General features: G+C 45.1%; 24 protein-coding genes. 9 read left to right on the forward strand and 15 right to left on the reverse strand.

Features of this window, described 5'->3' with window-relative positions; all coding sequences use genetic code 11:
• The first annotated feature begins 41 nt into the window (after positions 1-41).
• A complete protein-coding gene (gene thiC, locus ACHZCY_RS02670) occupies positions 42-1,331 on the forward strand; it encodes a phosphomethylpyrimidine synthase ThiC (protein WP_319547738.1) in 1,290 nt (429 codons plus the stop codon).
• Between the two features lie 201 nt (positions 1,332-1,532).
• Here the strand turns inward: thiC and katG are convergent, their stop codons facing one another.
• Together katG and ACHZCY_RS02680 are read right to left on the reverse strand one after the other, a co-directional pair.
• The gene (gene katG, locus ACHZCY_RS02675) at positions 1,533-3,692 is read right to left on the reverse strand and encodes a catalase/peroxidase HPI (RefSeq protein WP_319547739.1); all 2,160 of its coding nucleotides are present in this window, start codon (positions 3,690-3,692) and stop codon (positions 1,533-1,535) included.
• 11 nt (positions 3,693-3,703) lie between these two features.
• Positions 3,704-4,180 (reverse strand): Fur family transcriptional regulator, encoded by a 477-nt coding sequence (locus ACHZCY_RS02680; protein WP_205221323.1) that lies wholly within the window; start codon positions 4,178-4,180, stop codon positions 3,704-3,706.
• Between the two features lie 486 nt (positions 4,181-4,666).
• On the opposite strand from ACHZCY_RS02680, the gene ACHZCY_RS02685 reads away from it, so the two are divergent.
• Complete coding sequence (locus ACHZCY_RS02685; protein WP_319547740.1) at positions 4,667-4,936, forward strand: DUF211 domain-containing protein; 270 nt, start codon at positions 4,667-4,669, stop codon at positions 4,934-4,936.
• 72 nt (positions 4,937-5,008) lie between these two features.
• A complete protein-coding gene (locus ACHZCY_RS02690; protein ID WP_205221325.1) occupies positions 5,009-5,599 on the forward strand; it encodes a VIT1/CCC1 transporter family protein in 591 nt (196 codons plus the stop codon).
• Positions 5,600-5,780: 181 nt separating this feature from the next.
• On the opposite strand, the gene ACHZCY_RS02695 is transcribed toward ACHZCY_RS02690, so the two are convergent.
• The 5 genes from ACHZCY_RS02695 to cutA all read right to left on the reverse strand — a co-directional run bounded on the left by ACHZCY_RS02695 (position 5,781) and on the right by cutA (position 11,450).
• A complete protein-coding gene (locus ACHZCY_RS02695; RefSeq protein WP_319547741.1) occupies positions 5,781-6,176 on the reverse strand; it encodes a DUF2391 family protein in 396 nt (131 codons plus the stop codon).
• A 43-nt stretch (positions 6,177-6,219) separates the two neighbouring features.
• Entirely contained in the window at positions 6,220-6,750 is a 531-nt protein-coding gene (gene msrA, locus ACHZCY_RS02700) for a peptide-methionine (S)-S-oxide reductase MsrA (protein ID WP_205221327.1), read from the reverse strand.
• A gap of 213 nt (positions 6,751-6,963) precedes the next feature.
• Complete coding sequence (locus ACHZCY_RS02705) at positions 6,964-8,958, reverse strand: DNA topoisomerase IV subunit A (RefSeq protein WP_205221328.1); 1,995 nt, start codon at positions 8,956-8,958, stop codon at positions 6,964-6,966.
• Complete coding sequence (locus tag ACHZCY_RS02710) at positions 8,955-10,787, reverse strand: DNA topoisomerase IV subunit B (protein WP_319547742.1); 1,833 nt, start codon at positions 10,785-10,787, stop codon at positions 8,955-8,957. Before ACHZCY_RS02710 ends, ACHZCY_RS02705 begins: the two co-directional genes overlap by 4 nt.
• Positions 10,788-11,120: 333 nt before the next feature.
• On the reverse strand, positions 11,121-11,450 hold the full coding sequence (cutA, locus tag ACHZCY_RS02715; RefSeq protein WP_319547743.1) for a divalent-cation tolerance protein CutA: 330 nt from the start codon (positions 11,448-11,450) through the stop codon (positions 11,121-11,123).
• A 146-nt stretch (positions 11,451-11,596) separates the two neighbouring features.
• On the opposite strand from cutA, the gene ACHZCY_RS02720 reads away from it, so the two are divergent.
• From ACHZCY_RS02720 to ACHZCY_RS02730, 3 genes are read left to right on the forward strand one after another with little or no spacing between them, the layout of a single operon-like run.
• Positions 11,597-12,388, forward strand: a complete 792-nt coding sequence (locus tag ACHZCY_RS02720) for a type III pantothenate kinase (RefSeq protein WP_319547744.1) — start codon at positions 11,597-11,599, stop codon at positions 12,386-12,388.
• A gap of 1 nt (position 12,389) precedes the next feature.
• On the forward strand, positions 12,390-13,325 hold the full coding sequence (locus tag ACHZCY_RS02725) for a S66 peptidase family protein (RefSeq protein ID WP_319547745.1): 936 nt from the start codon (positions 12,390-12,392) through the stop codon (positions 13,323-13,325).
• Between the two features lie 13 nt (positions 13,326-13,338).
• Positions 13,339-13,992 (forward strand): hypothetical protein, encoded by a 654-nt coding sequence (locus tag ACHZCY_RS02730; protein ID WP_319547746.1) that lies wholly within the window; start codon positions 13,339-13,341, stop codon positions 13,990-13,992.
• A 253-nt stretch (positions 13,993-14,245) separates the two neighbouring features.
• Here the strand turns inward: ACHZCY_RS02730 and ACHZCY_RS02735 are convergent, their stop codons facing one another.
• Positions 14,246-15,034 (reverse strand): TPM domain-containing protein, encoded by a 789-nt coding sequence (locus ACHZCY_RS02735; protein WP_319547747.1) that lies wholly within the window; start codon positions 15,032-15,034, stop codon positions 14,246-14,248.
• Between the two features lie 288 nt (positions 15,035-15,322).
• A complete protein-coding gene (locus ACHZCY_RS02740; protein ID WP_319547748.1) occupies positions 15,323-18,244 on the reverse strand; it encodes a DUF294 nucleotidyltransferase-like domain-containing protein in 2,922 nt (973 codons plus the stop codon).
• Between the two features lie 296 nt (positions 18,245-18,540).
• Here ACHZCY_RS02740 and ACHZCY_RS02745 point away from each other — a divergent pair, with 296 nt between their 5' ends.
• Complete coding sequence (locus ACHZCY_RS02745; protein WP_319547749.1) at positions 18,541-18,984, forward strand: PilZ domain-containing protein; 444 nt, start codon at positions 18,541-18,543, stop codon at positions 18,982-18,984.
• Positions 18,985-19,032: 48 nt separating this feature from the next.
• On the opposite strand, the gene gmhB is transcribed toward ACHZCY_RS02745, so the two are convergent.
• The 6 genes from gmhB to ACHZCY_RS02775 form a co-directional block, all read right to left on the reverse strand.
• Entirely contained in the window at positions 19,033-19,620 is a 588-nt protein-coding gene (gene gmhB / locus ACHZCY_RS02750) for a D-glycero-beta-D-manno-heptose 1,7-bisphosphate 7-phosphatase (protein WP_319547750.1), read from the reverse strand.
• Positions 19,613-20,689, reverse strand: coding sequence for a lipopolysaccharide heptosyltransferase II (gene waaF / locus ACHZCY_RS02755; protein WP_319547751.1), 1,077 nt, complete (start codon positions 20,687-20,689; stop codon positions 19,613-19,615). The genes gmhB and waaF overlap by 8 nt, the downstream gene beginning before the upstream one ends.
• A gap of 3 nt (positions 20,690-20,692) precedes the next feature.
• The gene (locus tag ACHZCY_RS02760; protein ID WP_319547752.1) at positions 20,693-22,447 is read right to left on the reverse strand and encodes a YcaO-like family protein; all 1,755 of its coding nucleotides are present in this window, start codon (positions 22,445-22,447) and stop codon (positions 20,693-20,695) included.
• Positions 22,448-22,514: 67 nt separating this feature from the next.
• Positions 22,515-23,729, reverse strand: coding sequence for an EAL and HDOD domain-containing protein (locus tag ACHZCY_RS02765; protein ID WP_319547753.1), 1,215 nt, complete (start codon positions 23,727-23,729; stop codon positions 22,515-22,517).
• A complete protein-coding gene (tsaE, locus tag ACHZCY_RS02770; protein WP_319547754.1) occupies positions 23,729-24,130 on the reverse strand; it encodes a tRNA (adenosine(37)-N6)-threonylcarbamoyltransferase complex ATPase subunit type 1 TsaE in 402 nt (133 codons plus the stop codon). The genes ACHZCY_RS02765 and tsaE overlap by 1 nt, the downstream gene beginning before the upstream one ends.
• Before the next feature lie 19 nt (positions 24,131-24,149).
• Positions 24,150-24,485 carry a hypothetical protein gene (locus ACHZCY_RS02775; protein WP_319547755.1) on the reverse strand — a complete coding sequence of 112 codons (336 nt, stop codon included), beginning with the start codon at positions 24,483-24,485 and terminating at the stop codon, positions 24,150-24,152.
• 74 nt (positions 24,486-24,559) lie between these two features.
• Here ACHZCY_RS02775 and ACHZCY_RS02780 point away from each other — a divergent pair, with 74 nt between their 5' ends.
• Positions 24,560-24,730, forward strand: a complete 171-nt coding sequence (locus tag ACHZCY_RS02780) for a hypothetical protein (RefSeq protein WP_394713352.1) — start codon at positions 24,560-24,562, stop codon at positions 24,728-24,730.
• Positions 24,731-24,799: 69 nt separating this feature from the next.
• Positions 24,800-25,915 (forward strand): putative NPN-dependent ornithine cyclodeaminase, encoded by a 1,116-nt coding sequence (locus ACHZCY_RS02785; RefSeq protein WP_319547756.1) that lies wholly within the window; start codon positions 24,800-24,802, stop codon positions 25,913-25,915.

Consider the following 25,915-nt stretch of genomic DNA (forward strand, 5'->3'; position numbering starts at 1 on the left):
TTATCAAAAACGAGAAACATATACCTTTCGGAGTGAAAAAAATGACCACATACACAACCCAGATGGATGCAGCCAGGCAGGGTATTGTCACCAAGCAGATGCAGGACGTATTGGCTAGCGAAGCGATTACAGAAAGCGATCTTTTGACCAAAATGGCCAACGGTCATATCGTTATACCTGCCAATGTGAACCACACCAACCTTATTGGTTGTGGTATCGGCAGTGGGCTGCGGACGAAAATTAACGTCAATCTAGGTGTGTCTGAAGATTGCTGCGATGTTGAAGCCGAGCTGACGAAAGTTCATCGCTCGGTGGAACTCAAAGCAGACGCTATTATGGATTTAAGTACCTTCGGCGATACCCAGACGTTTCGTAAACGAACTATAGAAGTTTGCCCAGCTATGATTGGGACTGTACCGGTATATGATGCTGTAGCCCGTTATGGAAAAAATGTTGGTGCCATTACTGTAGATGATTTTTTTGATGTCGTTAAAATGCATGCAGAAGACGGGGTGGATTTTTTAACTATTCATGCCGGGCTGAATCGCACTGCTGTAGAGCGGTTGAAAAACAACCCACGTCTCACCCACGTAGTCAGTCGCGGCGGCTCGTTATTGTTGCATTGGATGGATGTTAATGATGCGGAAAATCCATTTTTTGAACACTATGATCGTTTGCTTGAAATGTGCAGAAAGTACGATGTGACCCTCAGCCTTGGAGACGGCCTGCGCCCCGGAAGCTTAAATGATGCTACCGATGCTGCTCAGATACAGGAATTGATTGTCTTGGGTGAGCTGACCAAACGATCATGGGAGGCCGATGTGCAGGTAATGATCGAAGGTCCTGGCCATGTACCGCTCAACGAGGTGGTTTCTAATATGCAGATCGAAAAAAAACTCTGCCATGGAGCGCCTTTTTATGTCCTTGGGCCCATTGTCACCGATATCGCCCCCGGTTACGATCACATCACTTCTGCCATTGGCGGAGCGCTGGCTGCAACCTATGGTGCAGACTTTTTGTGTTATGTTACTCCAGCAGAGCACCTGCGCCTGCCCGATCAGGACGACATGAAGGAAGGCATTATTGCCACTCGTATTGCTGCCCATGCCGCAGACGTAGCTAAAGGCATCCCCAATGCCATTGACTGGGATAACAAAATGAGCCATGCCCGAAAACAACTGGACTGGGAAAAGATGTTTGATCTTGCCATTGATCCTGAAAAGGCACGTGCCTATCGTGCCTCTTCCCAGCCTATTGATAAAGATGTGTGCACCATGTGCGGCGATCTTTGTGCGGTCAAGCGCAGTCGTGAAATACTGGAGAAGGTATAGACTTAATATACTGCATTATGTAGGCAGGATAAAGCCACGTTATTTTGTTGAAAAGTGATGCTGCCGTAGATGTCTATTCTAAGCCATAAGAAAAGCGCAACATTTCGAGGTAGCAGAAATGTTGCGCTCAAAATAAATATAGGCTTTAGGAACTAATCCCTATTCGTTCCGTTGCTATTATGCTTTATTGTTTACCTTCATCTATGCAAGATCGAAACGATCTGCGTTCATAACTTTGGCCCATGCTGCGACAAAGTCCTGAACAAACTTTTCCTTGTTGTCATCTTGTGCATAGATTTCAGCATAAGCTCTGAGAATAGAGTTAGAACCAAATACAAGATCCACTCTCGTTGCCGTCCACTTAACTGTATCAGTCTCACGATCACAGATTTCATAGAGGTTATCACCGACCGGCTTCCATGTATAACTCATGTCAGTCAGGTTAACGAAAAAATCGTTCGTCAGGGTACCTTCACGATCTGTGAATACGCCGTGCTTTGTTCCGCCATAATTGGAACCAAGCACGCGCATGCCACCAACCAGTACCGTCATCTCCGGAGCAGTAAGCCGCATCAGTTGCGTGCGGTCAAGCATTAGCTCCTCTCCACTCACCACATAGTTTCCCTTCAGATAATTACGATATCCGTCATGGAGTGGCTCCAGAACTTCGAAGGATGCGACGTCGGTCATTTCATCGGTTGCATCTCCGCGTCCGGGCGAGAAGGGTACACTAATATCAAAGCCGGCTTTCTTGGCAGCTTGCTCGACCCCGACGTTACCTGCCAGAACAATTACATCCGCAACACTTGCACCACTTTCAACTGCAATCGGTTCAAGTACGCCAAGCACCTTGGCTAGACGTTCGGGTTCGTTGCCTTCCCAGTCTTTCTGCGGGGCCAGGCGAATACGTGCTCCGTTGGCACCACCACGATAATCTGAACCGCGGAAAGTTCGAGCGCTATCCCATGCAGTAGAGATCATTTCGCTGATGGTCAAACCACTGGCAGCAATTTTTTCTTTTACAGCCTGTACGTCGTAATCGCTGCTTCCAGCCGGAACCGGGTCTTGCCAGATAAGTTCTTCCTGCGGCACATCGGGCCCGATGTACCGTGCTTTTGGCCCCAAGTCGCGGTGGGTCAGTTTGAACCATGCGCGTGCGAAGACTTTAGAAAAATATTCAGGATCTTTGTAGAAACGTTCAGCTATTTTGCGATACTCAGGATCCATCTTCATGGCCATGTCTGCATCGGTCATCATCGGGTTATAGCGAGTGGTCATATCCTCAACATCAACAGGCTTATCCTCTTCCTTGATGTTGACAGGCTCCCACTGCCAGGCGCCGGCAGGACTTTTCTTTAACTCCCACTCATAGTTGAGTAGTAATTTAAAATAGCCATTGTCCCACGTGGTTGGATTCGTGGTCCATGCCCCTTCGAGTCCGCTCGATACAGTGTCACGACCGATGCCGCGTTTTGTCTTGTTGTTCCAGCCCAGGCCCTGCTCTTCAAGACCGGCTGCTTCAGGTTCCGGACCAAGTAAAGAGGCATCGCCGTTACCGTGACATTTACCCACAGTATGTCCACCGGCTGTGAGTGCAACGGTTTCCTCGTCGTTCATCGCCATACGTGCAAAGGTTACACGCACATCATGAGCTGTCTTCAGTGGATCCGGGTTACCGTCTACACCTTCTGGATTAACATAAATCAATCCCATCATCACTGCGGCCAGAGGATTTTCCAAATCACGTTCACCAGAATAACGACTGCCTTCGCTGCCACTAGGGGCAAGCCACTCCTTTTCCGCCCCCCAGTAAGTGTCCTTTTCCGGATGCCAGATATCTTCACGTCCAAATGCGAAACCAAAAGTCTTCAGTCCCATGGATTCATAGGCAATCGTACCTGCATAAGCAATCAAGTCCGCCCAGCTGAGTTTATTGCCGTATTTTTTCTTGATTGGCCAGAGCAAACGGCGTGCTTTATCCAGATTCACATTATCAGGCCATGAATTAAGTGGCGCAAAGCGCTGGTTGCCGGTACCGGCTCCACCACGACCATCAGCGATACGGTAGGAACCAGCCGCATGCCACGTCATGCGAATCATAAGACCACCATAATGTCCCCAATCAGCAGGCCACCATGACTGACTGTCGGTCATCAGGGCATGCAGGTCTTTTTTGAGCGCGGCTACGTCGAGTTTTTTGACCTCTTCACGATAGTCAAATCCAGTCCCCATCGGATTGGTCTTTACATCATGTTGATGGAGAATATCGAGGTTTAGAGATTTGGGCCACCAGTCCATGTTCGACATGCTGCTTTCTGTTGCACCACCGTGCATTACCGGGCATTTCTTTTCTTCGCTCATCAAAATACCTCCTATTGGTATGAAGAGTTTTGGGGTGTTTTTTCCGCAACGCAATTTGGGCAGACGCCATGCACCTCAAAATGAGTTGTTTTTATCTTCCCCTGTGAGTCAACGACTGCATCAGGCAGTGTAAAATTATCAAGTTCAGTACTGTAAAAGTCACGAATAATGCCACACTGATCACAGACAAAATGGTGATGGCCGCTGAGATTGGCTTCAAAACGGGAACGCTCGCGGCCCAACCCAAGTGTTTTGATCAGTCCAAGATCGTTCAACAACCAAAGTGTCCGGTAGACAGTATCTAATGACACCGTTGGCAAACGTTCTCTGACTCGCTGAAATATCTTCTCGGCATCTGGATGATCACCGGAGCAGGCAACTTCTCGATATATCAAAACACGCTGTTGTGTCATCTTGATCCCTCTCTTCCGACAGATCGTCTCGAAATGGGCCATTCGCTTTTCTATTTCCTGTTTTTCGATTTCCATAGCTGCCTACGGTTAAGAATGAATTATTATCTAGTATCTAATCATCAATAATAGGCTGTCAACACCTGAACTCAATCATTCTGTTTACGGACTTGACATTTATAACTGAGACAAAAATGATAAGGCCTTATTTCGGATATATCCATAATACGCACGGTCGTAGGTTGATGATGACCTTGGAAGTGACAATACTTTTCCTTACACCTTTGACATTCAAATAGTGTTATCGGATAATACCGAATAAGGGTACTTCACGGGTTGATAACTCTTTGATTTAGTATGTTTAAAGCTTTACCTACTTACAGGTGCTTCGCGGAGTCTCTCGTTGGTCGCTTCTTATTTGAACAGCCACGATTTTCGCAGGAAGCGAAGACTCCGGTAGCCCTCTATGCAGGAGGAGTGACCGTCCGAAAGGTAAGCGGCCAACAAGAGACTCCGTGGGGTGCTTGTGAATAGTTATGACTAGAAATATTTGAGGAGAATGCAATGGCAAAAACAATAAGACTTGTACTTGACGTCCTTAAACCTCACCAACCAAATGCTCTTGATTTTGCATCCACTTTGGCTGAGATCGATACAGATTTTCGAGTGAAATTAACTGTTACTGAAGTTGATAAAAAAACTGAAAGTACGATAATTATCATAGAAGGATCAAATATCAACTTTACAGAAATCAAAAACTCAATTGAAAAAATGGGAGCATCGGTTCACAGTATTGACGAGGTTGAGATCGTTGGGGATATGCAAGAAGAATAACTCACCCATCATTTAGAAACCAACTATAAAGTTTCCTTCAGCTGACGTGTAAGATTGTGCGGACCCGATAATATGATAGAGAATAAAAAATATATATTGTTGCACATCAGCAGAGCGAAAGCCATTGCCCGAAGATATTTCGTCACAAACGGCTTTGATGGAGCTTTGACGATGTTGGGCATGGTTACAGGGTTTCATATAAGTGGAATGCAAGAACTAACAACAGCTATTAGCGCCTGCGTAGGAGCCTCAATAGCATTATTTGTTAGTGGTTCGTGTAGTGCTTACTTGAGTGAGAAAGCAGAAAGAGAAAAAGAATTGCAAGAGATTGAACAGGCTTTGGTAAGCGAGCTCAAGGAAAGTTACTATGGAGAGGCAAAATTATTTATTCCAATATTTGTAGCGCTGGTTAACGGGTTATCTCCTTTATTGTTCTCCCTTGTAATCATTATACCAATTTTTTTAGCTGAGCATGGCTATCTTTTACCTCTTCCACCTTTTATTTGTTCTATTGTAGTTGCTCTTGTATGTATTTTTCTTCTCGGTGTTTTTCTTGGAAGAATCAGCAAAAAATTTTGGCTCTGGTCGGGTATCAGTACCTTACTCATTGCATTGGTTACAATAGCTGTTATTATCTTTTTAGGTGGTACCTATGATATATAGTTAATTTGTAAATCGTATGTGCTACCAGCCCTACCCTAGCTCATAGCGCATACATTTATTCGGAGATGCCAACATAGCGAGTGAATTATTTTCTCTTCCTATCTTACAACAACAAGCCAATCTACTTGGAGATACCCTTTTTCCTCTCTTCCTGATTATCGAAACGTTATTTGTTGACATTTCACTCTTTGTCGAAACCATCGACAACAATCGCTCCCATTGCTGCCGGCATTGATATTACAATCATTCTTTTTATTGCGATTAGTGGCTCTATTCTCAAGGGGAACTTATCAATTGAGAACAGTACAAGGGCAACGATGCACGCCGTGATCAAATAAGCTGCTACTATCCGAAAAACGAATACTGGTACCCGGTTTTTTATATCTCCTTGAAAGACGCTTTGGTAGGAAAAAAAAGAGAGAAATATCATTGATAAAGTAAAAATGAAAAGCAAATTGAATGTAGGAAGCGATTCCCCTAATTTCCAGGCCTCTTCTGAAAAGGATATAGGCACGGCTAATGCAAAAGCCCCTACGGATATCTGGCTTATATCCTCTAAGTTAAAATTTAGTTGCATTCGTTGTAACCCAAATTGTGTTTTTTAAGATACCCCTTATCCTTTACCCCCAAGTTTTTTTAAGGAAATTTTCCCGGCCGGAGCCAACGCGATACATTTTGTACCTGGTTGGGCTTTTGAGGTAGTAATCCTGATGGTAATCCTCTGCTGGGTAAAAAGCCGGAGCCGGAAGGATGGGTGTTACTATTGGTTTGTTGAAGACGTTTTGTGCTTCAAGTTGTTTTTTTGATTTTTCTGCTGCCACCCGTTGTGCTTCGTCGTAATAAAATATGGCGGTAGAGTACCCGTGACCGCGATCTACAAATTGTCCACCTTCGTCTGTGGGGTCAATCTGTTGCCAGAAAATGCCAAGTAATTGCTCGTAGGTTATCTTGTCAGGGTTATACACGACTTCCACTACCTCTATATGACCGTTTCTGTGGTAGTTCTCATAGGTTGGTTTGACGGTTGTGCCACCAGCATATCCAGCAACGGCTTCATACACGCCATTCATCTTTTCAAAAGGGGCTTCCATGCACCAGAAGCAGCCCCCTGCAAACATTGCTTTCGCCTGTTGTTGTGCGTCGTTTTGCATGGTCAATGTGTTCCCTCCCTATTACCTTTTCGTATAGATTTTAATCGGATTAAAAGTACTTATGTGGCGCATGGCAAATAATTTGCCTTAGACTCAATCTAAAACTGTTCGGGTAAACAATGCTCATTATCTGCTAACTGGCAAGGAGGGAGAGAGGTGTGTCGAAAAGGGCGACACACCACAAATTCACAATTGTGGAGTGTCGTGAGGGTGTTATTTGTCAAATCCGGGTAGTCCCGGTGCGGTGAGTGGTTGTTTACGGGGAGTGCCGGTGAGATTGCTCACCCGCCGTACAACCCGATTGGAAACGCGCTTGCCTTTGGCGTTTGCGCCCTTTATCAGGTAGTCGTCAAAATCCAGTTCCAGGCTGTTGTACTTGGCTCTGGAGGAAGGAACCAGGCTGACCCTGGCACGGATCTCTTTTTCCCCAGTCATCAAAAAAAGGATGGCAGAACGTTTATGGTCCTCAAAAAGGTGATACTCACGATTGAGAATAAACTTGGGCGTGGTGAACCTTTTTATATAGGTAAGGTTTTCCAGTCCGTTACGATAAATAAGATTAAAGGTCTGCTCCGGTACGACCAAACCCATCCAGACAAGATCACTACCGATAAAAAGTTTTTCCTGCACGCTGACAACCTTATACATCCCGTTTTTGAATATAAGCAAGATTCGATCGTATTCAGAACAACTCAGCTCAATGTCCTTACGTGGATTTTCAACTTTCAGTTTACAGCCGAGAAAACCACTTTCTTTTTGATAAACTAAATTAAGATTGGAAAGGGCAGCTGCTCTGGCATCAACCTCACCCAGAATACCTAACTGACTTTTTCGCGGATATTCGGGGCCGTACTTATCAAGCAGTTTTTGAATATAGTTGATGGTAAAGGCCACAATATCTTTGAGATCATTTTTAATGAGTTTGATGTTCTTTTCGATCTCTTTAAGCTCTTTTTCCTGTCGGTTGATATCGTACCTGGAAATGCGGCGGATTTTTATTTCCAGCAGGCGCTCGATATCTTCGGTGGTGACTTTACGCTGCAGTTCCTCCGCAAAGGGGAGGAGTCCTTTGCGGACCACACTGATAACAGCCTTATAATTGGTTTGCTCTTCGATTTGCTTGTAGATCCGTTCCTCAATAAAAATCTGCTCCAGCTTGCGTGCGTGCCATTTTACAAGTAATCGCTCAAGCTCAATTTCCAGTTCCTTTTGCAGGTTGGTAACCAGCTTATCCGTATTTCTGCGCAAGGCGTCCTCAACTTTCACCACTCTAGGCATGTTGTCTTCAATGGCGATAAGGTTGGGTGATACGCTTATTTCGCAGTCGGTAAAGGCATAGAGTGCATCTATTGTCTCCTCTGCGTGAATGTTACGAGGTAGTTTTATTTCTACCTCAACTTTTTCCGCAGTATAGTCGTTGACCGAAGAAATTTTCAGCTTTTCGCTTTTGGCGGCTCTCTCAATGGACTCGATAAGCGAAAGGGTAGTGACGTTATAAGGCAGTTCCGTAATGTGAATAGTTTTACTGTCAGGTTGTTCTATCCGTGCCCGGCAACGTAACTTGCCGTTGCCATGGTCATAATCGCTGACATCAATGATACCGCCTCTGGGAAAATCAGGGTAAAGGGTAAAGTCCCTGCCCTCTAGATAATCTATCTGTGCCTTGAGCAGTTCGTTAAAATTGTGAGGCATAATTTTAGTGGCCATGCCCACTGCAATGCCTTCAGCACCGAGCAAAAGGAGCAAGGGTATTTTCACCGGAAGACTGACCGGTTCCTCCATCCGCCCATCGTATGAATCAATGAATTGAGTGAGATCCTTGTTAAACAGGGTTTCTCTGGCAAGCGGAGAAAGCCGACATTCGATATACCTGGGAGCAGAGGCCTGGTCGCCGGTGAAAATATTGCCGAAATTTCCCTGCCTATCGATAAGGAAATCTTTATTGGCCAGGTTAACCAGGGCTGCAAAAATAGATTGATCCCCATGTGGGTGGAGCTTCATGGTTTCTCCGACCACATTGGCTACCTTATGGTAGCGGCCATCATCCATATTGTGCAGTGTTTGCAACAGTCTTCGTTGCACCGGTTTAAGGCCGTCGTCGATATCAGGAATGGCTCTTTCTCGGATAACGTAAGACGTGTATTCCAAAAAATTGGAATCAAAAAGTTTTTGCAGCTTACCGGGCTTTAATTCAAAGGATTCGGTCATACCGGCTCCAGAGTGAGATGATCCATAATATACTGACGGCGTTCAGGAGTGTTCTTACCCATGTAAAATTTGAGTACTCTGCCCACTTCGCTGAGCGAATCCATTCTAATTTGTTTTATGCGCATATCATCGCCGATAAACTGTTTAAATTCCGCCGGCGAGATTTCTCCTAAGCCTTTAAATCGTGTCACCTCAATACTTCTGTCCCCCTTGCCTTTACCCTTAAGCAAGCTGATAGCCTCGTCCATCTCTTTATCGGTATAGCAGTAATGGGTTTTTTGTTTATTACGTACCCTGAAGATGGGTGTTTCCAAAATATACAGATGACCGAGCTTGATCAGCGGTTCAAAATAATGCAGGAAAAAAGTAAGGAGCAGGTTACGGATATGGAGGCCGTCAACATCAGCATCGGTTGCAAATATTACTTTGTCAAACCGAAGGTTGGATATGGATTCTTCAACGTCCAGTGCTCGCATGAGAGAATACATCTCATCGTTTTTATACAGTACGTCCAGTCGTTGTCCATAGACATTCATCGGCTTACCTTTGATGGAAAAAACAGCCTGGGTCATGGGGTCTCGAGAACTGACAATGGATCCTGCTGCTGACTGTCCCTCGGTGATAAAAAGCATGTTTTCCCTGCCGTCTTTTGACGGCTTGCCCCTTGAAGGGTGATATTTGCAGTCTTTTAACTGGGGGATTTTGAGAGCAACTTTTTTGGCCTTTGCCTTTGCCTCTTTTCTTACGGACTGCAACTCCTTGCGCACCCTTTCGTTTCGCTGTATTTTGTCGAGCACCAACTCCGCAGACTCGGGATGCATATACAGGAAATTGGCAACTGCATCCCTGGTGGCGTTGACAATATCGGAACGGATGTCGGTGTTGCCGAGTTTGTTTTTTGTTTGAGATTCAAAAACCGGTTCTTGCACCTTGACTGCCAACACAGCGACAAGACCGTCGCGAACATCCTGGCCGGTGAATTTTTTGTCACTGAACTCATTAACTCCTTTTAAAAATCCTTCGCGAAAGGCAGACAAATGGGTTCCACCTTCACTTGTGTAGGTTCCGTTGACAAACGAAAAGTAGAGTTCCCCATAATCATCGGTGTGGGTAAAGGAAAACTCAAGGGCATTGCCGCTGAAGTAGCCAGGTTCGTAGATCCTTTTGCTGTTGACTTCTTTTTCCAATAAATCCTGTAGACCTTTTTTAGAAAAATATTCAGTGTCGTTAAAGTACAGTTTCAGTCCTGCATTAAGATAGGCGTAGCGCCATAGTCGTTGGTCAACATATTCATGGTCAAAGGTGTATTCCGGAAACAGATCAGGATCAGGCAAAAATTCGATCAGGGTGCCGTTTTTTTCCTTTGTCTCCCCTTCCTCTTCTTCTTGAAGGTTGCCATGATCAAAAATCGCTTTTTTATATTTTCCATCACGAAAGGCACATACCGAAAAAAAGTTTGAAAGCGCGTTTACAGCTTTTGTCCCGACCCCGTTTAAGCCGACAGAGAACTGAAAGACATCGGTATTGTATTTGGCACCTGTATTGATAACGGAAACACACTCGACCACCTTACCCAGAGGAATGCCTCGACCATAGTCACGTATACGGCAGAGCCCTGATTGTTCAATGGATATGTCGACTGTTTTGCCGTATCCCATAATGAATTCATCCACGGCATTATCCACCACCTCTTTAAGAAGGATATAAATGCCATCATCCGGATGACTGCCGTCACCCAGTCGCCCGATATACATTCCCGGTCTTTTTCTTATATGTTCAAGGGAACTGAGGGTTTTAATTTTTGATTCGTCGTACAGATGATTTGACATAGGCAGACTTTTATCCGGATTCTTAAGATTTCAATCTCGTAGTTATAGAAGGTGCTTTTTTTGCCAGCTGGATATCGAGAAGGATTATTCCATCATGTGCACCCGTTCACAGTCCGGGCAAATCCAGGTGGGCCCATTGCTCATACCCCACTTGTTTTCGGCAAAGCATTCGGGGCAGATTTGGAAGCCACATGTGCAATTCCAGCAAAATGGCTTTTCCTGTTTGCAGCAATGACACTTAAATTCCTTACGACGCCGTCTGCGTTTGTTTGATGGAGCGCTGTTACTCATTAAATTACTCTGTTCTTTTATATGAAAAAATGCTCAATATATTTATGCCGTATCCATATTCTGCAACTCACCAGCAAGCCAATCTAAGTAGGTTGCGGAGCCGAGTATGATTGGAGTCGCAATAATTTCAGGCTCGTCATAGGGATGGATCTGTTTAAGAGTCTCTTTTAGGCGGTTAAAAAGGCTGCTGTGCGATTTCATGGTGCAGAGATATTCTTCCTCCTGATGTATTTCGCCCTGCCAACTGTAGACAGACGTGCACTTGCTTATCTGGACACAACCGGCAAGCTTTTTTTTAACCACTTGTCCGGCGATTACAAGTGCATCTGTTTCGTTGGCAACCGTTGTCTGTGCTTGAATATATGTTGACACTATTTACACCTCGTTAAATAACTGGTACAGAGTTTTCAAGATACGGGGAAGAGAGTCCACAATGTCCTTTTGCCAGAGGTATATTAACAACCTCGGTCAAAAAAAACAAATATTGCCCAAGGGTAAAGTAAACAGCTGGAGAGAAAATGCTTTTTACTGTTGATGTCGGCAACTCCCACACTGTCAGTGGGGTAGTGCACAACGACAAATTTATAGCCAATTGGCGACTGCAGTCCAATCAGGATAGAACAGCCGATGAACTTGCTATCCGTTACAATGCCCTCTTTCAGATGGCGAATATCGATCCTCGGCAGATTACCGGCTTTATTGTATCTTCCGTCGTGCCGACTTTGGAAACAAGCTGGCTCAATTTTGCCATAAGTTACCTGGTTGAACTCAAGCATCCGCCTCTTGCTGTCAATCATCTTTTGGATTTGGCCGGTTTAACAATTAAAATTGAAAATCCGGCTGAAGTTGGTGCAGACCGGATTGTCAATGCGGTGGCAGCCTGGGATCGTTTTCATTCGGCTTTTATAGTGGTTGATTTTGGGACAGCCATCACTTTTGACTGCATCAATGCTCAACATGAATATCTTGGTGGCACCATTCATCCTGGAATAGGTATTTCTCTGGATGCCCTGGCCTCAAGGACAGCAAAATTACCACGGCTGGATATTGATGTTACTCCGGAAAACCCCATTGGAACGACTACTGTAAAAGCAATACATTCCGGTATGTTATATGGGTTTGGCGGTTTGATAGATCGTATGACCGCCATTCTGGGGAAAGAAATTGCTCCTGAACAGGAAAAAGTGCAAACCATTGCCACAGGCGGGATGGCCGATGTTATACTGCCTTATGCCAATTCTCTTGACATTGCTGATAAGCAGTTGACCCTTTTAGGACTAAAACATCTGTATGCCATTAACACCAAATAGTATGAAACCTGTTCTGCCTCCCAGACTCAGAAAAGGTGACACCATTGGTTTGTTTTGTCCTGCCGGACCAGTCAGGGACATCAGAGCATTTGAGGGGGGAATCAATCTTATCAAAGAGCTCGGCTTTCAGGTTAAACTACAGGGAGCCTTCCAGAACAATGACAATTACCTTGCTGATGGTGATGCGGCCCGCGCGCAGAATTTTCACGCCCTATGGGAGGATACTCGTGTCCAGGCGGTGATGGCAATACGCGGCGGGTTCGGCTCGGTCAGGATGATGGAGCATATTGAGCTTGATCGACTGCAGCGCAATCCTAAAATGCTGATAGGTTTCAGTGATGTCAGTGCTCTTATCAGTGGAATGATTAGCCACGCAAATCTTGTGGCCGTGCATGGACCAGTTGTTACTTCCCTCACCTTGCATGATCAACAAAGTGTTCACCAACTATTCTCCCTGTTGACCGGCGAAGCAGAAGATTTGATTGCCGGTAAAGGTATGGAGATTTTACGCGGCGGCAATCGGCGAGGAAGAATTATGGGTGGTAATCTGACCACCTTAGTGCACCTAATAGGTACTCCTTGGGACTCTTCCTGGGAGAATGCTCTTCTTGTACTTGAAGATACGGGTGAATCCTTATACCGACTGGATCGGATGTTAACCCAGCTTGCCTTCAGTGGCCGTCTGGACCGTTTGGCAGGACTTATTTTAGGCACTTTTGATCCTGGCAATTCTGATCGTCTGGAAACTCTGCGCCTGCAGGAACAGGTATGGCAACGTGCGCTGGAGCTAACCCAGCGTTTTGATTTTCCTGTGTGGGCGAATTTCCCAGTCGGTCATCAAGCGGCTAATTTTGCACTCCCCATGGGGATGGAGGCGACCATGGATTCACAGACCGGCAAGCTGCGACTGCATACAGACTCTGTGCAGGTACTGTGATGTTTTACTTTTTATGATAAAACGTTATTTTCTCACCATCATTGCCTTTCTATTGCTGTTGCTGGGATACGCTGTAACCTTGACACCACTGGTCGTCATCGGAACCAGCCTGGAACAGCAAACCCATTTGCTTGCCTTTGGTATATGGGGGGTACTTGTATTTGGTTCACTGATACCGTTTCTGTCAATGATCATACGCAAAATCTGGTTTTTTCGTGGACATGGAGAACCTGTGGCGCTGAAAATGCTGCAAGAAAAACTCCTTGCCGTTAATCATGGTAAAGGACCGGTCCTGGTGCAGGAAAAAAAGAAAAAATTTATCGTGACCTGGCACTATGCAAATCCTCAATGGTGCGAGTTGATGAACAGGATCGGCATGGATAGGCTTTATGAACTGCATCTGTTCTTTGATAATGCCACTAAAACAGTTGTTTTTTCTGACAAAAATCGTTCACTACGCTTCGTAGATTGTCCTGAAAAGGTAAGGACTGGTTTTATAGCTAAGCCAAAGCTTTTTTTGAAAGTAAGTTTAGGGGAGCAATGGAGTGTCGATAATTATACCGGAGCGGAACCGCAGGACTACAGTTTTCTCCCCGGGGAAATTAAATCACCGGTCTTAGGAACAGTCCTGAAGTGCGGCTGGAATGTCCGGTTCAGTTTTTTTTAAGGGGTTTAAAGCTGCCTGATGCATGGCTCCGGACCAGATGAGCTGCCATCATCATTGACACCGCTTTTTCGGTTTAAGCAATTGATTTTTTAGTATTTTTACCTCTGCGCAGGCGTGTTTCTCGCAGGCAAGCGACCTGCGGGAGACTCCGTAGTGTGCCTGTGGCTTACCGTCTTGTTGAATGATGAGATATTGTAGTTCATTGCTATCATACAAACTGTATTGGACTGAGAAAACCCTCTGCCTGTGTCATTTACCAATCACCTGAAGCACCACCACCACCGAATCCTCCGCCACCTCCACTGAGCCCATCACTTTTCATTCCACGGTTGTTGTTGCTATTATTATCACCAATATTTCCAGGAAAGATCATTCGGGTTCCACTACGGCGAGTGTGACCTCTTCGCTTAACCACGTAACTGACAATGGCGCTACCTAACATCCCGAGCACTGCCACCAAAAGGAGCATGGCAATGGATTGGATAAAAGGAGCCGCAAGACCAAGCCCCAAACCATAGAACCCACCTGCCGCAGCCGCGATCTTTTGTTTTTTGCGGAAAAAAAGGCCTATAAAAAAGAAGCCGAACAAAGCGGCAATGATCCATCCGGCAGGATCAGTTTTTTGTGACGAATTCGCTAAAGAAGCAGCATCAAACTCTCCCTTGACAGAAGCAATAATTGCTGCAACCCCATTGATTATTCCTTGATCAAATAGTTTTTTTCTAAACTCCGGGACGATGATTTTACTGATAATCCTACCGGCAACAAGGTCGGTTAGTACATCTTCAACCCCGTAACCTGTTTCAATACGGATTTTCCTGTCCTTTTTTGCAACTAACAACAACACCCCGTTATCAAACTGCTGATGGCCGATAGCCCATGTCTCTGCGACTTTGAGAGAGTATTGCTCCAGGCTTTCATGGCCAAGCGAGGTTATGGTGAGCACCACTATCTGGGTTGAATCTTGGGCCGCAACCATTCGCAATTGTTGTTCCAGTAATTGTTTGGTACCGGAAGACAAAAGATTGGCAGTATCATTCACATGTCCTTTTAACTCGGGAACAGGAAGCGCAGCAGCCTGGATAACGCAAAAAAGTAGGCCTAAAGTAATTAAGCAGCCTTTTACAAGCGTGTTAGGAAAACTCAGCAAAAGCATGATATTATTTTTAAATTGATGTTAAAATTATATCTTGGGTGCATCCTTAGCCTTCCTTTCCTCTTTCAAATATTCTTTTTTTCCAACCGGAGCAGATATTTATTGGTTTATATATGTAAAAAAAATGTACTGCCGTTTCATTTTTTTGCCTCTTTGATGCATAAATGTACGATATTAAATCTGCTTGAAATCAAAACTCATTTTTGTCTGGAAATCGGCGACTTGAGCAAGTGCTTCCCTGAGCAATACCTGCTCCATTTCGGTCACCTGTTTTGGATTGATGTAATTATCAGGAATGTCGCCTGCTCTAAGGCTCATAATTTGGTGTTTAAACCGCAACTCAAGCAAATATTTATACACAAGGGTCAGTTCCTGACATTCTTTTTTGCTGAGATGGCCTTTTGCCTGCAGTTGGTTAAACCGGGCAAAGGTGTTGGTTTGAGCTATCCCATGGCGCAGTGCGTAAATGCGTGTGTAATCAACCAGTGGGGTCATCGCCTTTTTGATACTGAACATTTCTCGATGTTCACCACTGGATTCGACTACAATCTTTTTGAATAAATTTAATGGGGGTTTCGATTGGAGGCAGTTTTGCACCAGATGATAGAAAAAAAGTGGTTTTTTGGCGGTGAGATCATTGAGAAAGCTTCGTAATTCGCTTACAAGCCGCGGATCGCCATGAACCCATCTGAAATCAAAAAATATTTTTGTATCCAGTAAATCAGCCGGCTCCATTGCTGATACCCAGGTCTGGAAATATTCTTGCCAAACATTAACCGGTTGACACCATTTTGGGTTTTTAGCCATGACATCTCCCTTGCAGAGAGCATAACCGGCCTCATCCAGCCAGGTGCATACCTTTTCCCCCATACTTTGAAAATATGATACTGTGGTATTTTCCTGTTCTGGGTCGACATTTTCGTAGATAATTGCGTTATCCTGGTCCGTAACCAGAGTTTGTTCCTCTCGACCGACACTGCCAAGAGCCATAAAAGCATATTTGCAGGGAGGAGGACCAAGTTCCTCTACTGCCAGTGTGAGGCATTTTTTCATAAATGCTTCGGCAACGGCGGAAATTATACGGGTCAGGTTACGAGCATCAGGACTGCTTTCAAAAAGCCGTTGAACCAGCAAGGGGAGCTGGTCTTTCAAAGAAGAAATCTGGAGCGGCGATTCTACCTTGTTGATGTCGCTTATAAGTTTGGTCAGGATATACTGCTGGTTTTTCAAGAGATTTTTAGCGCTAATAACTTTAAAATACGCTCCCTGTGGGTCACGAATCAGGAGATGATCCACATTTTTCTCAAGCATTTTGACGATACCTTCAAAAATAAGAGCATCACCTGATATGCCAATAAGAGGAGCACTCATAATAGTGGAGACAGGATTATTACTACTTATACTCCCTGTAACCATCCGTTCACGGATATCGTTATCGGTAACAATACCAATAGGATCAGTGTCGGAATCCGGCTTGACCAGAATTGCACTTGATCCAGCATGGGTCATAAAACGTGCAGCAAGTTCTATGGAGGTTGTCAACGTGCATGTCGGAACGGCAACCGAGTAGGCCCGGTGAATGGGTTCGTTTTGAAAAAGAAGGCTTGCCTGGAGTTCGCTTATTAGGCCCTCCCTTTCCAATTCCCGTTTGTGTCGTTTTGTGATGTCCTCCACAAAACCATCACAGTAGGTGAGCTTGCCATAGGCATTCTTAACCAGCACGGCTGTTAAAGAAAGGGTTAACCGGTTACCGTCTGGCTGTTGATGGTCCAGGATCATGTTTTTAACAGAACCTTTGGCCCGTAAAGTTTGTTTAAAGAGCTGGTATTGCGAGGAACTGTCGAAAAGATCTTTTATGTGCAGTGCAAATAAATCGTCAACTGATTCGACCCCCAGAATATGCGCGGTTGCCGGATTGGCTTCTACAAAAACTTCGTTATCATCAAAGGTGGTACGAAAAACGCCTATGCTGACATTGGCTGTCAAATGTTCAAATTTCTGCTTACTAGCACCGAGCTCGCCATCAACTTGTTTTTGGGTGCTGATGTCCTTGATAATAAGAATGATACCCGACTGGCCGTTTATTTCCATTGGCGATATGGCAAGCAGTATATCAAATATTGCCCCGCTCTTGTGATGGAATAATGCCTCACATTGAGCCTGTACCTCCAGGACCAGAATTTCATCAACCTGACTGAAGGGTTGGTCCACGGAAGGCAGCAAAGTTATAAAATCAGCAAGGGGCATGTCTGTCATTTCCCTTTCTGTATAGCCACTGATGTCTTCCAGTATTTTATTAGCGTAGACGATCTCCTGGTTGATAATCATCATTACACCCTCAGTGGATGCATCGACCAGGGATTTATATTTTTCACCAGCTAGACGCAGGCTGTGTTCTGTTTCCTGCCGCTTGGCTTCTATTTTCATGCTCTCCCGGGTCATAAAAAAGAGGAGTGCTGCTATAATGCCGGTTATAGCAAGCGATATGAGAAGAAGTCGGTTGGTAAGGGCTTTAATTTCTTCACGTACATCCTTCAGGTAAATGCCTGTGCCGATAATCCAACCCCAGGGTTTAAAGAGTTTTACATACGATAATTTAGGAACGGTTTGACTCGAATCATTTTTGTCCTCCCATAGATAGCGGATATAGCCATCGCCATTAGTTTGTGCTATATCAACAAATTCGGCAAAAAGGTGCCGTCCCTCTTGATCTCTGAATGTCTGCAGTTCCTGTCCTATAAGGTCGGTTCGGTAGGGATGCATGAGCATTTTAGGGGTCAGGTCCATAACCCAGAAATAATCCTTGATTTCCTCTCCATATCTGAGAAACTGGATATATTGCAGAGCCTGCTTTTGTGCCTCTTCACGGTTTAAACTGCCCTCTTGCTCCTGTTTTGCCGCTTTATTGACAATCGACCAGGCGGCAAATGAGAGTTCTTTTATCGTTTCTCTTTTTCCCGCCATCATTGATCGTTCTAAAGACGGGATAATAAGCAAAAATATGACTGAAGCAAAAAGAGAGATTGCCAGGAGAGACGGCAGAATTATACGGATAAAAAAAGGTCGCCAGACTCGAACACCCTTCTCAGGTGGCATGGATATCCTCCTCAGGGAAGTGAGTAGTAGATAAAGACAGCAGCAGAGGTTGTAAGCTGATAGGTTCCGCAACCTGACTGGAAAGACAGTCTAACTAATGTGGGGCTGACATGGATTGAGGTACCAATGATTACAACAAAAAAATAATTATTATATTTAATACTATAGTCTTATATATTTCCAGCTTATAATGTTTAAATATGTTGATTGAACCCAATTGTCTGTGATCAGGGCGTATATGAAAAAAACTGCCTGTTACAATTGTGCCAGGTTGGACTGTCTTATATGAGGAAACTATGGCTGGAAGAACGAAAAACTGCGATGTTAAAGGCGGGCGCATTCGAGTTGTTTGCAGTCGATGTAAATCCATCAAATATGTTACGGTTTCTTCTTCATTCCGCCGGAAACAGGTCCGTTGTAAATGCGGCAAAGTAGCAAGTTATATCCTTAACCATCGCGGCTTTATGCGCGAGAGCCTGAGTGGTCAGGCAATGGTTAATATTGGGGGCTATAACGAGTTACGGGTGCAGCTGAATGATATTTCTCTTGGAGGCATTGGCTTTGCTGTCAGGCCGGGGCAGACAAGGAGGATGCGACTTGGTCAAGAAGTGACCGTGAAATACCGTTCCGCCTCTGGGGCAGCGGTTCAACGAAAAATTCGCCTGACGAGTATGGCCGGTATGCGTGTGGGGGGCGAATTTATTGACAGTTTAGCGAGTTTGAACAAGCGGACCTTTTAGTTCACCTCTTGCTTAGTAAGCTGTAGTAACTCATGGAATCATGGTGGGTTATAGTTGAATATGCTGAAGTATCCAGCTGACCGCTTGCTGTAGATCTTCCGCTGTATAGTCTGGTTGGATTTGTTGGTGGGGGCCGATATATTGCGCATCACCTCGCCCGTATCCAGTAAGAACCAGTATTGAAGTAGCGCCCACGGCTTTACCGCAACGTATGTCCGACCACCTGTCACCCACAACAAAAGATGCCGGCAAGTCTATGTTCAGTTCCGTTGCTGCCTGTTCAAGAAGACCGGTCTTTGGTTTTCGGCAGTTACAGGCACGGCGATATTTTTCCTCTTTTGCTTCCGGATGGTGGGGGCAGATATAGATGCCGTCCACATGGGCACCTGCGTCTGCAAGTTGTTTTTCCATTTTTTGGTGTACCTCATCCAGGAGGGAGGCTGGAAAATACCCCCTGGCCAGACCTGACTGATTGGTAACCACGATTACCGGGATATGCAGCTCATTCAACCGGCGAATGGCCTCTCCAATACCTGGAAGAAGCTGAAATCTCGAAATATGATTGATGTATCCCATCTGTTCATTGATGGTGCCGTCCCTGTCGAGGAAGACAGCCGGTCGTAATGTTTCAGTCATGATGGTAAGCTTGTGTATGCAGCAAGTCGGTGACAGCTGTAAGAACTTCGTCTGGTGAAATTTCTCTTAAGCAACGCAGATGTTTTTCCGGACAGTGAGTCTGTTTACAGGGGCTGCAAGGCAACGGCTTTCTAATAATTACACTGTTGTCTGAAAAAGGACCGGTGGCAATATGATCGGTTGACCCAAAAATAGCTGCAAGGGGGACCTTGAGCGCGGCTGCCACATGCATGAGGCCGGAATCATTTGTGACAAAGGCATTGCATTGCTCTATCAGCGCCATGGCTTCTATCAGGTTTGTTTTTCCTGTGTAGTCCAGAATTTTGCTCGGATCCGGGACACTTTGTTTAATACACTGCGCTGCTTCGTTATCGGCTGCCGTACCAAATACAGCTATATAGGCCTCGTGATTACTACAGATAGCACCTGCCAGATCAGCATATTTCTGAGCAGGCCACCTTTTTGCCGGTCCATAGGCTGCGCCCGGATTAAACCCGATAAGCGGAGAGGTTTCAATTTTGCCGTTGGTGATGGAAAGGAGTTTTTCCCTCGTGGCTTGCTGAACAGACTGTGGGATAAAGAGCTCAAGAGCGTCATCACCGGGATGCAGCCCTAGCCCTTGGACCATTTCCTGGTAATAATGCACTTGATGTTTTTTGTGTATGGCCGCACTTTTTCGCACCCCATGGGACAGAAGAAGACCTCGGGCATCGGTTGTATAGCCTCCACGGCAGGGAATGCGTGCCAGCGTTGTAATCAGGGCAGCTTCAAAAGCATTTTGCAACAGGATTGCACAATCAAAATTGTAGGCGTTGAGTTCCCTCGCTAGATGCCATTTCCCGGCAAGCCCCTGATGACGACCTTTTTTGTCGTAGGTAATGATGGTATCTACTCGTGGGCTGCAGCGGAAGATATCACTTACCCAAGGAAGGACAAGGATCGAAATTTCGCTGTCAGGAAAGTTCTCGCGTATCGTCCGTACCGCAGGAGTGGTCATAACCGCATCACCAATCCAGTTGGTCGAACGAATAAGAATTTTACCGGGATTTTTGGGGAGAGAACGTTTCAAAGGTTAAGCCTCTTTTGATTCCTGAAGCAATTTTTCCAATCGTTGCATTGCAAACTCGATGGTTGGATCCTGGCCAAGCGCAACCTGGTATTGTTCTATTGCTTCTTCGCGCTGTCCTGTTTTTTCTAAATTGAGGGCCAGATTGGCATAATCAATGGCCGACACTGGATTGAGCGCCACTGCCCGACGAAAATGATGAACAGCCTGATCATACTGGTCACACTTGTAGTGACAGACACCCATAATATTATGCATATCAGGTCGTTCTTCATCTGCAGCTAGTCCCTTTCTCAATGCTTCTATGGCTTCTGCATAAAGCCCCATATCACGCAAGCAGCTCCCTTTGTACGAATAGATATAAGGAATATCCTCTTCATTGGGATCTAGTTCCAGTGCCTGGTTAAAGTTGTCAAGCGCCTGGATGAGGTCACCATTATTATAGGCATCCCTGCCCCGATAAAACTTGAGGTAATAGGCCGTTGGCAGCACCTGCTCCATCGAGATAAGTTTATCTGTCAGATCCTGTGCTTCCAGCAACTGTGACGCAAGTTTAGCTGCAAACATTGCCCCATTCCCTCCCATGGCTCTTTCACGAAAATGAGCTCCGGGAATGATGGTATACAATGCCGGTATATCCAGCTCCGGATGGGTGGTGTCTATGACGTAGATATCTGTATCCATTTTCCGGACTGCAGCAATACAATTTTTAATTTCCTGGTACATATCAGAATCATCAACATCTGCTATGTCGGCAAGGTCAATTTGTTTACTGCCCTTAAGTACGTGTTCAACTTCCTCAAGCTGAAGCGGCTTAGGGAGACCACTGGCCACGTAGTTTGAATTACTGTTAAAGTCTCCCGCCAATTGAGCAACTTCGGTTAGGGCCCGTATTACCGCTTTGGTGGCATCCGGCGTTGTTCCTGCGGTATAGACAATCTCGCTTTTTTCCGGAAATGTTTGCGGATCCCATGCCAGTGCCCCGATAGTCGGAATACCTGTGTCCAAAGAGAAATCGTTGAGGCGGAGTTCAATGTTATTGGCCTTGAATTTTTCAATCAGATTTACCGCTACCGGGTCATGGATTGAGTCGAGGTCTATGGCAGGCGTTGAAACGTGATCCTTGGTTATGATGGCACAGACGTGTCGTTCTATGATTTCACAAATGCCCTGCATTACGGCTTCTTCGTACGTGTTACCCGCAGAAGGACCGTTAAATTCGTTTATCGCATAAAACCAGCTGAACGGGATCAAAATTGATTCCATGTCAGAGAGACGGGTTGCCCAGGTCCAGAGCATGGGAAGACCTGTGAGCAGTTCTCTCAGGGCTTCATGGCCCAGCGTTTCATCATGTACGGACTTGAGCAAGATGGGCAGCGGTAGTACCGCGTGGCCGGCATCTTCCATGGTTTTGTAGTCGCCAACCAGGAAGTTCTCAGCGTTTTGCACAAAGCTGAAAAAAGAGAATCTTTCGCCGAGTTCCATACATGCGCTTGCCCGCGATTGTTCCGGCGTCGATCCTTTACCCATCTGTTTTTTGTTGCCGATCATCTTTTCGGCATCCGTGCCGCAAACGCTGAAGTAAACAGGAATATCCAACCGTCCGTTGTCTATTCGTTTGACCTCTTTTAAGATGTCGAGCTTGGTGGCTTTCAGTCGTTGGTGAAAGCGGTGTACTGTTTCGGTCGGAGAGCACGCCTTATCCTGGTCATAGGTGTATTTTTTTCTACATGATTGCAGAGAAAGTCTTTTCATAGTCATGAGTTTGTAAAAATGTTATTCGGTAAGGAGATAGGCGGGTGATGGTGTTTGCGGGAAAAAACGTTTTTTATGCGTTTAAAAGGTCTGCCCACCGGAGCGCTTCAAAATATAAATTGACCATTTCTTCAGGAGTAACGCCAATTAAGGCCAGTTGTTTTACACACGTGTTAATATTACCGTGTTCATAGGCTTCAACCGCGAGCAGAAAAGGCGCTAGCGGTCCTTCCCTTTCGCCGAGGGCCTTGTTCAAGTCTTTTGCCAGTGACATTTTAACCAAGAGCTCCTGCATGGGCATGTTTAACATCGCATCAAGCATGGAAAACAGGCCTACCAGAAAAAGCTGTGATTCGTCATACCCTCCACTGCTTTTTTGGGCAAGTAATTTACACAACTGGGCCCGGATAATAGAGTGCTTTGTGAGTTCGGGAGTCTTCTCCACTGCTAATTCAGAAGCAACTGCCAAGCACACAAATTGACAGGTTCCAGCTTCTCCAAGATAGGCCAGGGCGTGACGAATGGATTTAACCTTGGATACCAGTGAATAGTACGCCGAGTTTATATACCGCAACAGTTTATAGGAGAGCGCGACATCAGGGGCAATCATTCTTTCAACACGGGAAAAGCTGAAATCAGCCCGATTAACTTCTGCGATAAGTGCAAGCAATGTTACCTTGGTTATATCCAGTTTTTGTTTTTTTATTATTTCAGGCTTGCTGAAGAAAAAACCTTGAAAATAATCAAAGCCCATATCATGACATTGTTCAAACTCCTCATGACTTTCAATCTTTTCTGCAAGTAGCTCCAAAGGGTAATGGGGAGTAAAATATTTGAGTTTGTCGCGGATTTTTTCAACGGAAATGGCTTGGCAATCTATTTTGATAATATCAACAAGATCAAGCAAAGGAGCATGGGCGAAATCAAAGATATAGTCGTCCAACGCCAATAGGTATCCCGCTGTTTTCAAAGCCTTACAGGCTGCTAGTACGGCATCGGTAGGTGCTACGTCCTCAAGGATTTCAACTATGCAATGCTCTTTTGGGAGCTGGGAAGGAGTGCCTGCCAAAAGATGTTTTTCGGTAAAATTAATAAGCGCTTTTTTGCCGTTGGTTACCCCTTCCAACCCAATGTTGAACAGAGTATGCGCAAGTACTGTGCTCGTTGCAACTTCCCCATCTGTATTTTGCGGGAAATAGTTATTTACGTCGCCTCTGTATAAAATCTCGTACCCATAGAGCTGTTTTTTACGGTTAAAGATTGGTTGTCGCGCCAGGTAAATATCCATTATGCAACTTGCTGGTTCATTTGATCGACGATGCTGACGAGTTTTGAATGTCGTTTCTTCCAACTTGGCCCACAGGCAGTAAGGGTAAGGGTGCGGTGTTCACTATCCGGGATGTTGATTTCAATCAGGAGATAGTTGTCCGGCTTTTCCGTACCCAGTCTTTCCGGCCATTCAATCAGGCAGAGCCCGTGGTGCTCAAGGTAATCGAGTAATCCTGCGGCCTCTACGTCATCTTCGTCTGTCAGTCGGTAGAGATCCATGTGAAAAACCTGCAGTGTTCCGGAATATTCATGCAGTAGGGAAAAAGATGGGCTGGATACATATTGATCATTTCCAATTTCAAGATTGCCGGCGATGAACTGTACGAAAGTAGTCTTCCCTGCACCTAATCCCCCTTCCAATAAAAGCGTATCTCCCGGTTCAAACAAAGCGGATATTTTTTGAGCAAAGAATTTCAGCTGCCTGAGCGTAATTGGCTGTGTGCTTATGGGATAGGCTGATGACAAGGTAATTGTGAAAAATAATTGTAAAGGTGGTTAATGAATTAGCAGGAATGGTTGCACCAAAACCTGCTATTACTCTCTTGAGGAGATTGTAGGAGCTTTGACAGGTCTGAGCAAGTTTTAACTTTTCAGGTGGTTGATTAAAACGGTTTTCAAATGCTGTAATTTTGGCATCGGAAGTTGGATAATGTAAGCAAAGAGCTTGGTTTATCGTAAAAATAGAAAGCCAAGGAATTTCCTCAACTGTAAACAATGTGTAAATATTTTTTTTTCAGGTTGTAAAAGTTTCCACGATCACCTTTATAATAGATCTAGGAGTATCTTCTTATGAAACGTTCAGCTGCTGTAAATGGATTTGTAACTGCTCATCAGTACCCCAGTTCTTCACGATCTTTCCGCCCAGAATGCCGATGTATCGAAGTCGGGGCTTATCTGCTGAGCAATCTGCTGATGAACATTTGGAGCACTGCTGATCAGGTACAGTTCGGGATAGATTGACAATTTGTAAATCTTCGCTGAATTCAAGTTACGTGAATTTTTCCGTTCCTATTAGATACGAGGTGAGACGTGAACTTCACATTACCAACTTATACACCGCCTGATTTTACCTCTCCCCTTCTTGCTACTGCGCCGATCGTGACCTTGGATAAAGTTAAAAAGGACGGCGTAGCACCAACAAACTATCATGCAACAACTATCTTTCCTGAATATTTCAAGCTCGATATTGATAAATGGGAACTTGTTGCTCAATCCCGAATGGACAGTGTTGTGGTGTATACAACTGATGGGAGATTGGACGTCAGGGAATTTAGAAGATTAAAAAAAGGTGATTGTGTTGTTGTGGGTCGATCTGTGAATGGCGAAGAAGGCATCTATGTTCATACCCAAGGTTTTCATTTCCCTGAAGAGGAACGTGGTAAGTTCTCATTTCGATCAAGTCGAAGCAGGGAAACAGCGTTTAGTATAGATTATGACCAGCTTTACGGCTTACTTGAGCATGATAGAAGAGAAGGACGGATTGTTTGGGTGGTTGGCCCTGCGGTTGTCTTTGACCATGATGCCCGGGAGGCCTTTGCAAAACTGATCAGACAGGGCTATGTACATGCTCTTTTAGCTGGTAACGCCATGGCAACCCATGATATTGAAGCAACTTTTTTTGGGACGGCATTAGGCCAGCAACTGTACCATCAAGCAACTATTGCCTCTGGGCATTATCATCATCTTGATGCTATCAATACTATAAAGGCTGTAGGCAGCATTGAGCAGGCTGTAGAAAATGGGGTGCTGCAGGAAGGGGTAATGCATAGCCTTGTAACTAATCATGTCCCTTATGTGCTTGCTGGGTCCATTCGTGATGACGGTCCACTGCCGGGTGTTATTGGTGATGTGTATGAGGCACAAGACAGAATGCGCGCTCACACGCGACAGGCTACTACCGTCATTGGGCTGGCAACCCAACTGCATACGATTGCCAGTGGCAACATGACCCCTTCCTATAGTTTTGACAAACAAGGAAATGTGCGTCCGGTGTATTTTTACCTGGTCGATATGAGCGAATTCGCTGTGAATAAACTTGCTGATCGCGGCTCCCTCATAGCCCGGTCGATCCTTACCAATGTACAGGATTTTATTGTTACACTACAAAGAGGGTTGAAAAAAAGAGCTTCGACCTCTCCCGAATGA

This window comes from Desulfogranum marinum (assembly GCF_963675105.2).
Lineage (GTDB): Bacteria > Desulfobacterota > Desulfobulbia > Desulfobulbales > Desulfobulbaceae > Desulfogranum > Desulfogranum marinum.

Coding starts and splice junctions, on each gene's coding strand:
- ACHZCY_RS02720 (WP_319547744.1), top strand. CDS start 11,597: ATGCTTTTTACTGTTGATGTCGGCAACTCCCACACTGTCAGTGGGGTA.
- ACHZCY_RS02695 (WP_319547741.1), bottom strand. CDS start 6,176: ATGCAACTAAATTTTAACTTAGAGGATATAAGCCAGATATCCGTAGGG.
- ACHZCY_RS02765 (WP_319547753.1), bottom strand. CDS start 23,729: ATGGATATTTACCTGGCGCGACAACCAATCTTTAACCGTAAAAAACAG.
- ACHZCY_RS02780 (WP_394713352.1), top strand. CDS start 24,560: ATGAAACGTTCAGCTGCTGTAAATGGATTTGTAACTGCTCATCAGTAC.
- ACHZCY_RS02680 (WP_205221323.1), bottom strand. CDS start 4,180: ATGGAAATCGAAAAACAGGAAATAGAAAAGCGAATGGCCCATTTCGAG.
- thiC (WP_319547738.1), top strand. CDS start 42: ATGACCACATACACAACCCAGATGGATGCAGCCAGGCAGGGTATTGTC.
- ACHZCY_RS02760 (WP_319547752.1), bottom strand. CDS start 22,447: ATGACTATGAAAAGACTTTCTCTGCAATCATGTAGAAAAAAATACACC.
- msrA (WP_205221327.1), bottom strand. CDS start 6,750: ATGCAAAACGACGCACAACAACAGGCGAAAGCAATGTTTGCAGGGGGC.
- katG (WP_319547739.1), bottom strand. CDS start 3,692: ATGAGCGAAGAAAAGAAATGCCCGGTAATGCACGGTGGTGCAACAGAA.
- ACHZCY_RS02685 (WP_319547740.1), top strand. CDS start 4,667: ATGGCAAAAACAATAAGACTTGTACTTGACGTCCTTAAACCTCACCAA.
- ACHZCY_RS02705 (WP_205221328.1), bottom strand. CDS start 8,958: ATGACCGAATCCTTTGAATTAAAGCCCGGTAAGCTGCAAAAACTTTTT.
- ACHZCY_RS02745 (WP_319547749.1), top strand. CDS start 18,541: ATGGCTGGAAGAACGAAAAACTGCGATGTTAAAGGCGGGCGCATTCGA.
- ACHZCY_RS02710 (WP_319547742.1), bottom strand. CDS start 10,787: ATGTCAAATCATCTGTACGACGAATCAAAAATTAAAACCCTCAGTTCC.
- ACHZCY_RS02690 (WP_205221325.1), top strand. CDS start 5,009: ATGATAGAGAATAAAAAATATATATTGTTGCACATCAGCAGAGCGAAA.
- gmhB (WP_319547750.1), bottom strand. CDS start 19,620: ATGACTGAAACATTACGACCGGCTGTCTTCCTCGACAGGGACGGCACC.
- ACHZCY_RS02740 (WP_319547748.1), bottom strand. CDS start 18,244: ATGCCACCTGAGAAGGGTGTTCGAGTCTGGCGACCTTTTTTTATCCGT.
- ACHZCY_RS02730 (WP_319547746.1), top strand. CDS start 13,339: ATGATAAAACGTTATTTTCTCACCATCATTGCCTTTCTATTGCTGTTG.
- ACHZCY_RS02725 (WP_319547745.1), top strand. CDS start 12,390: ATGAAACCTGTTCTGCCTCCCAGACTCAGAAAAGGTGACACCATTGGT.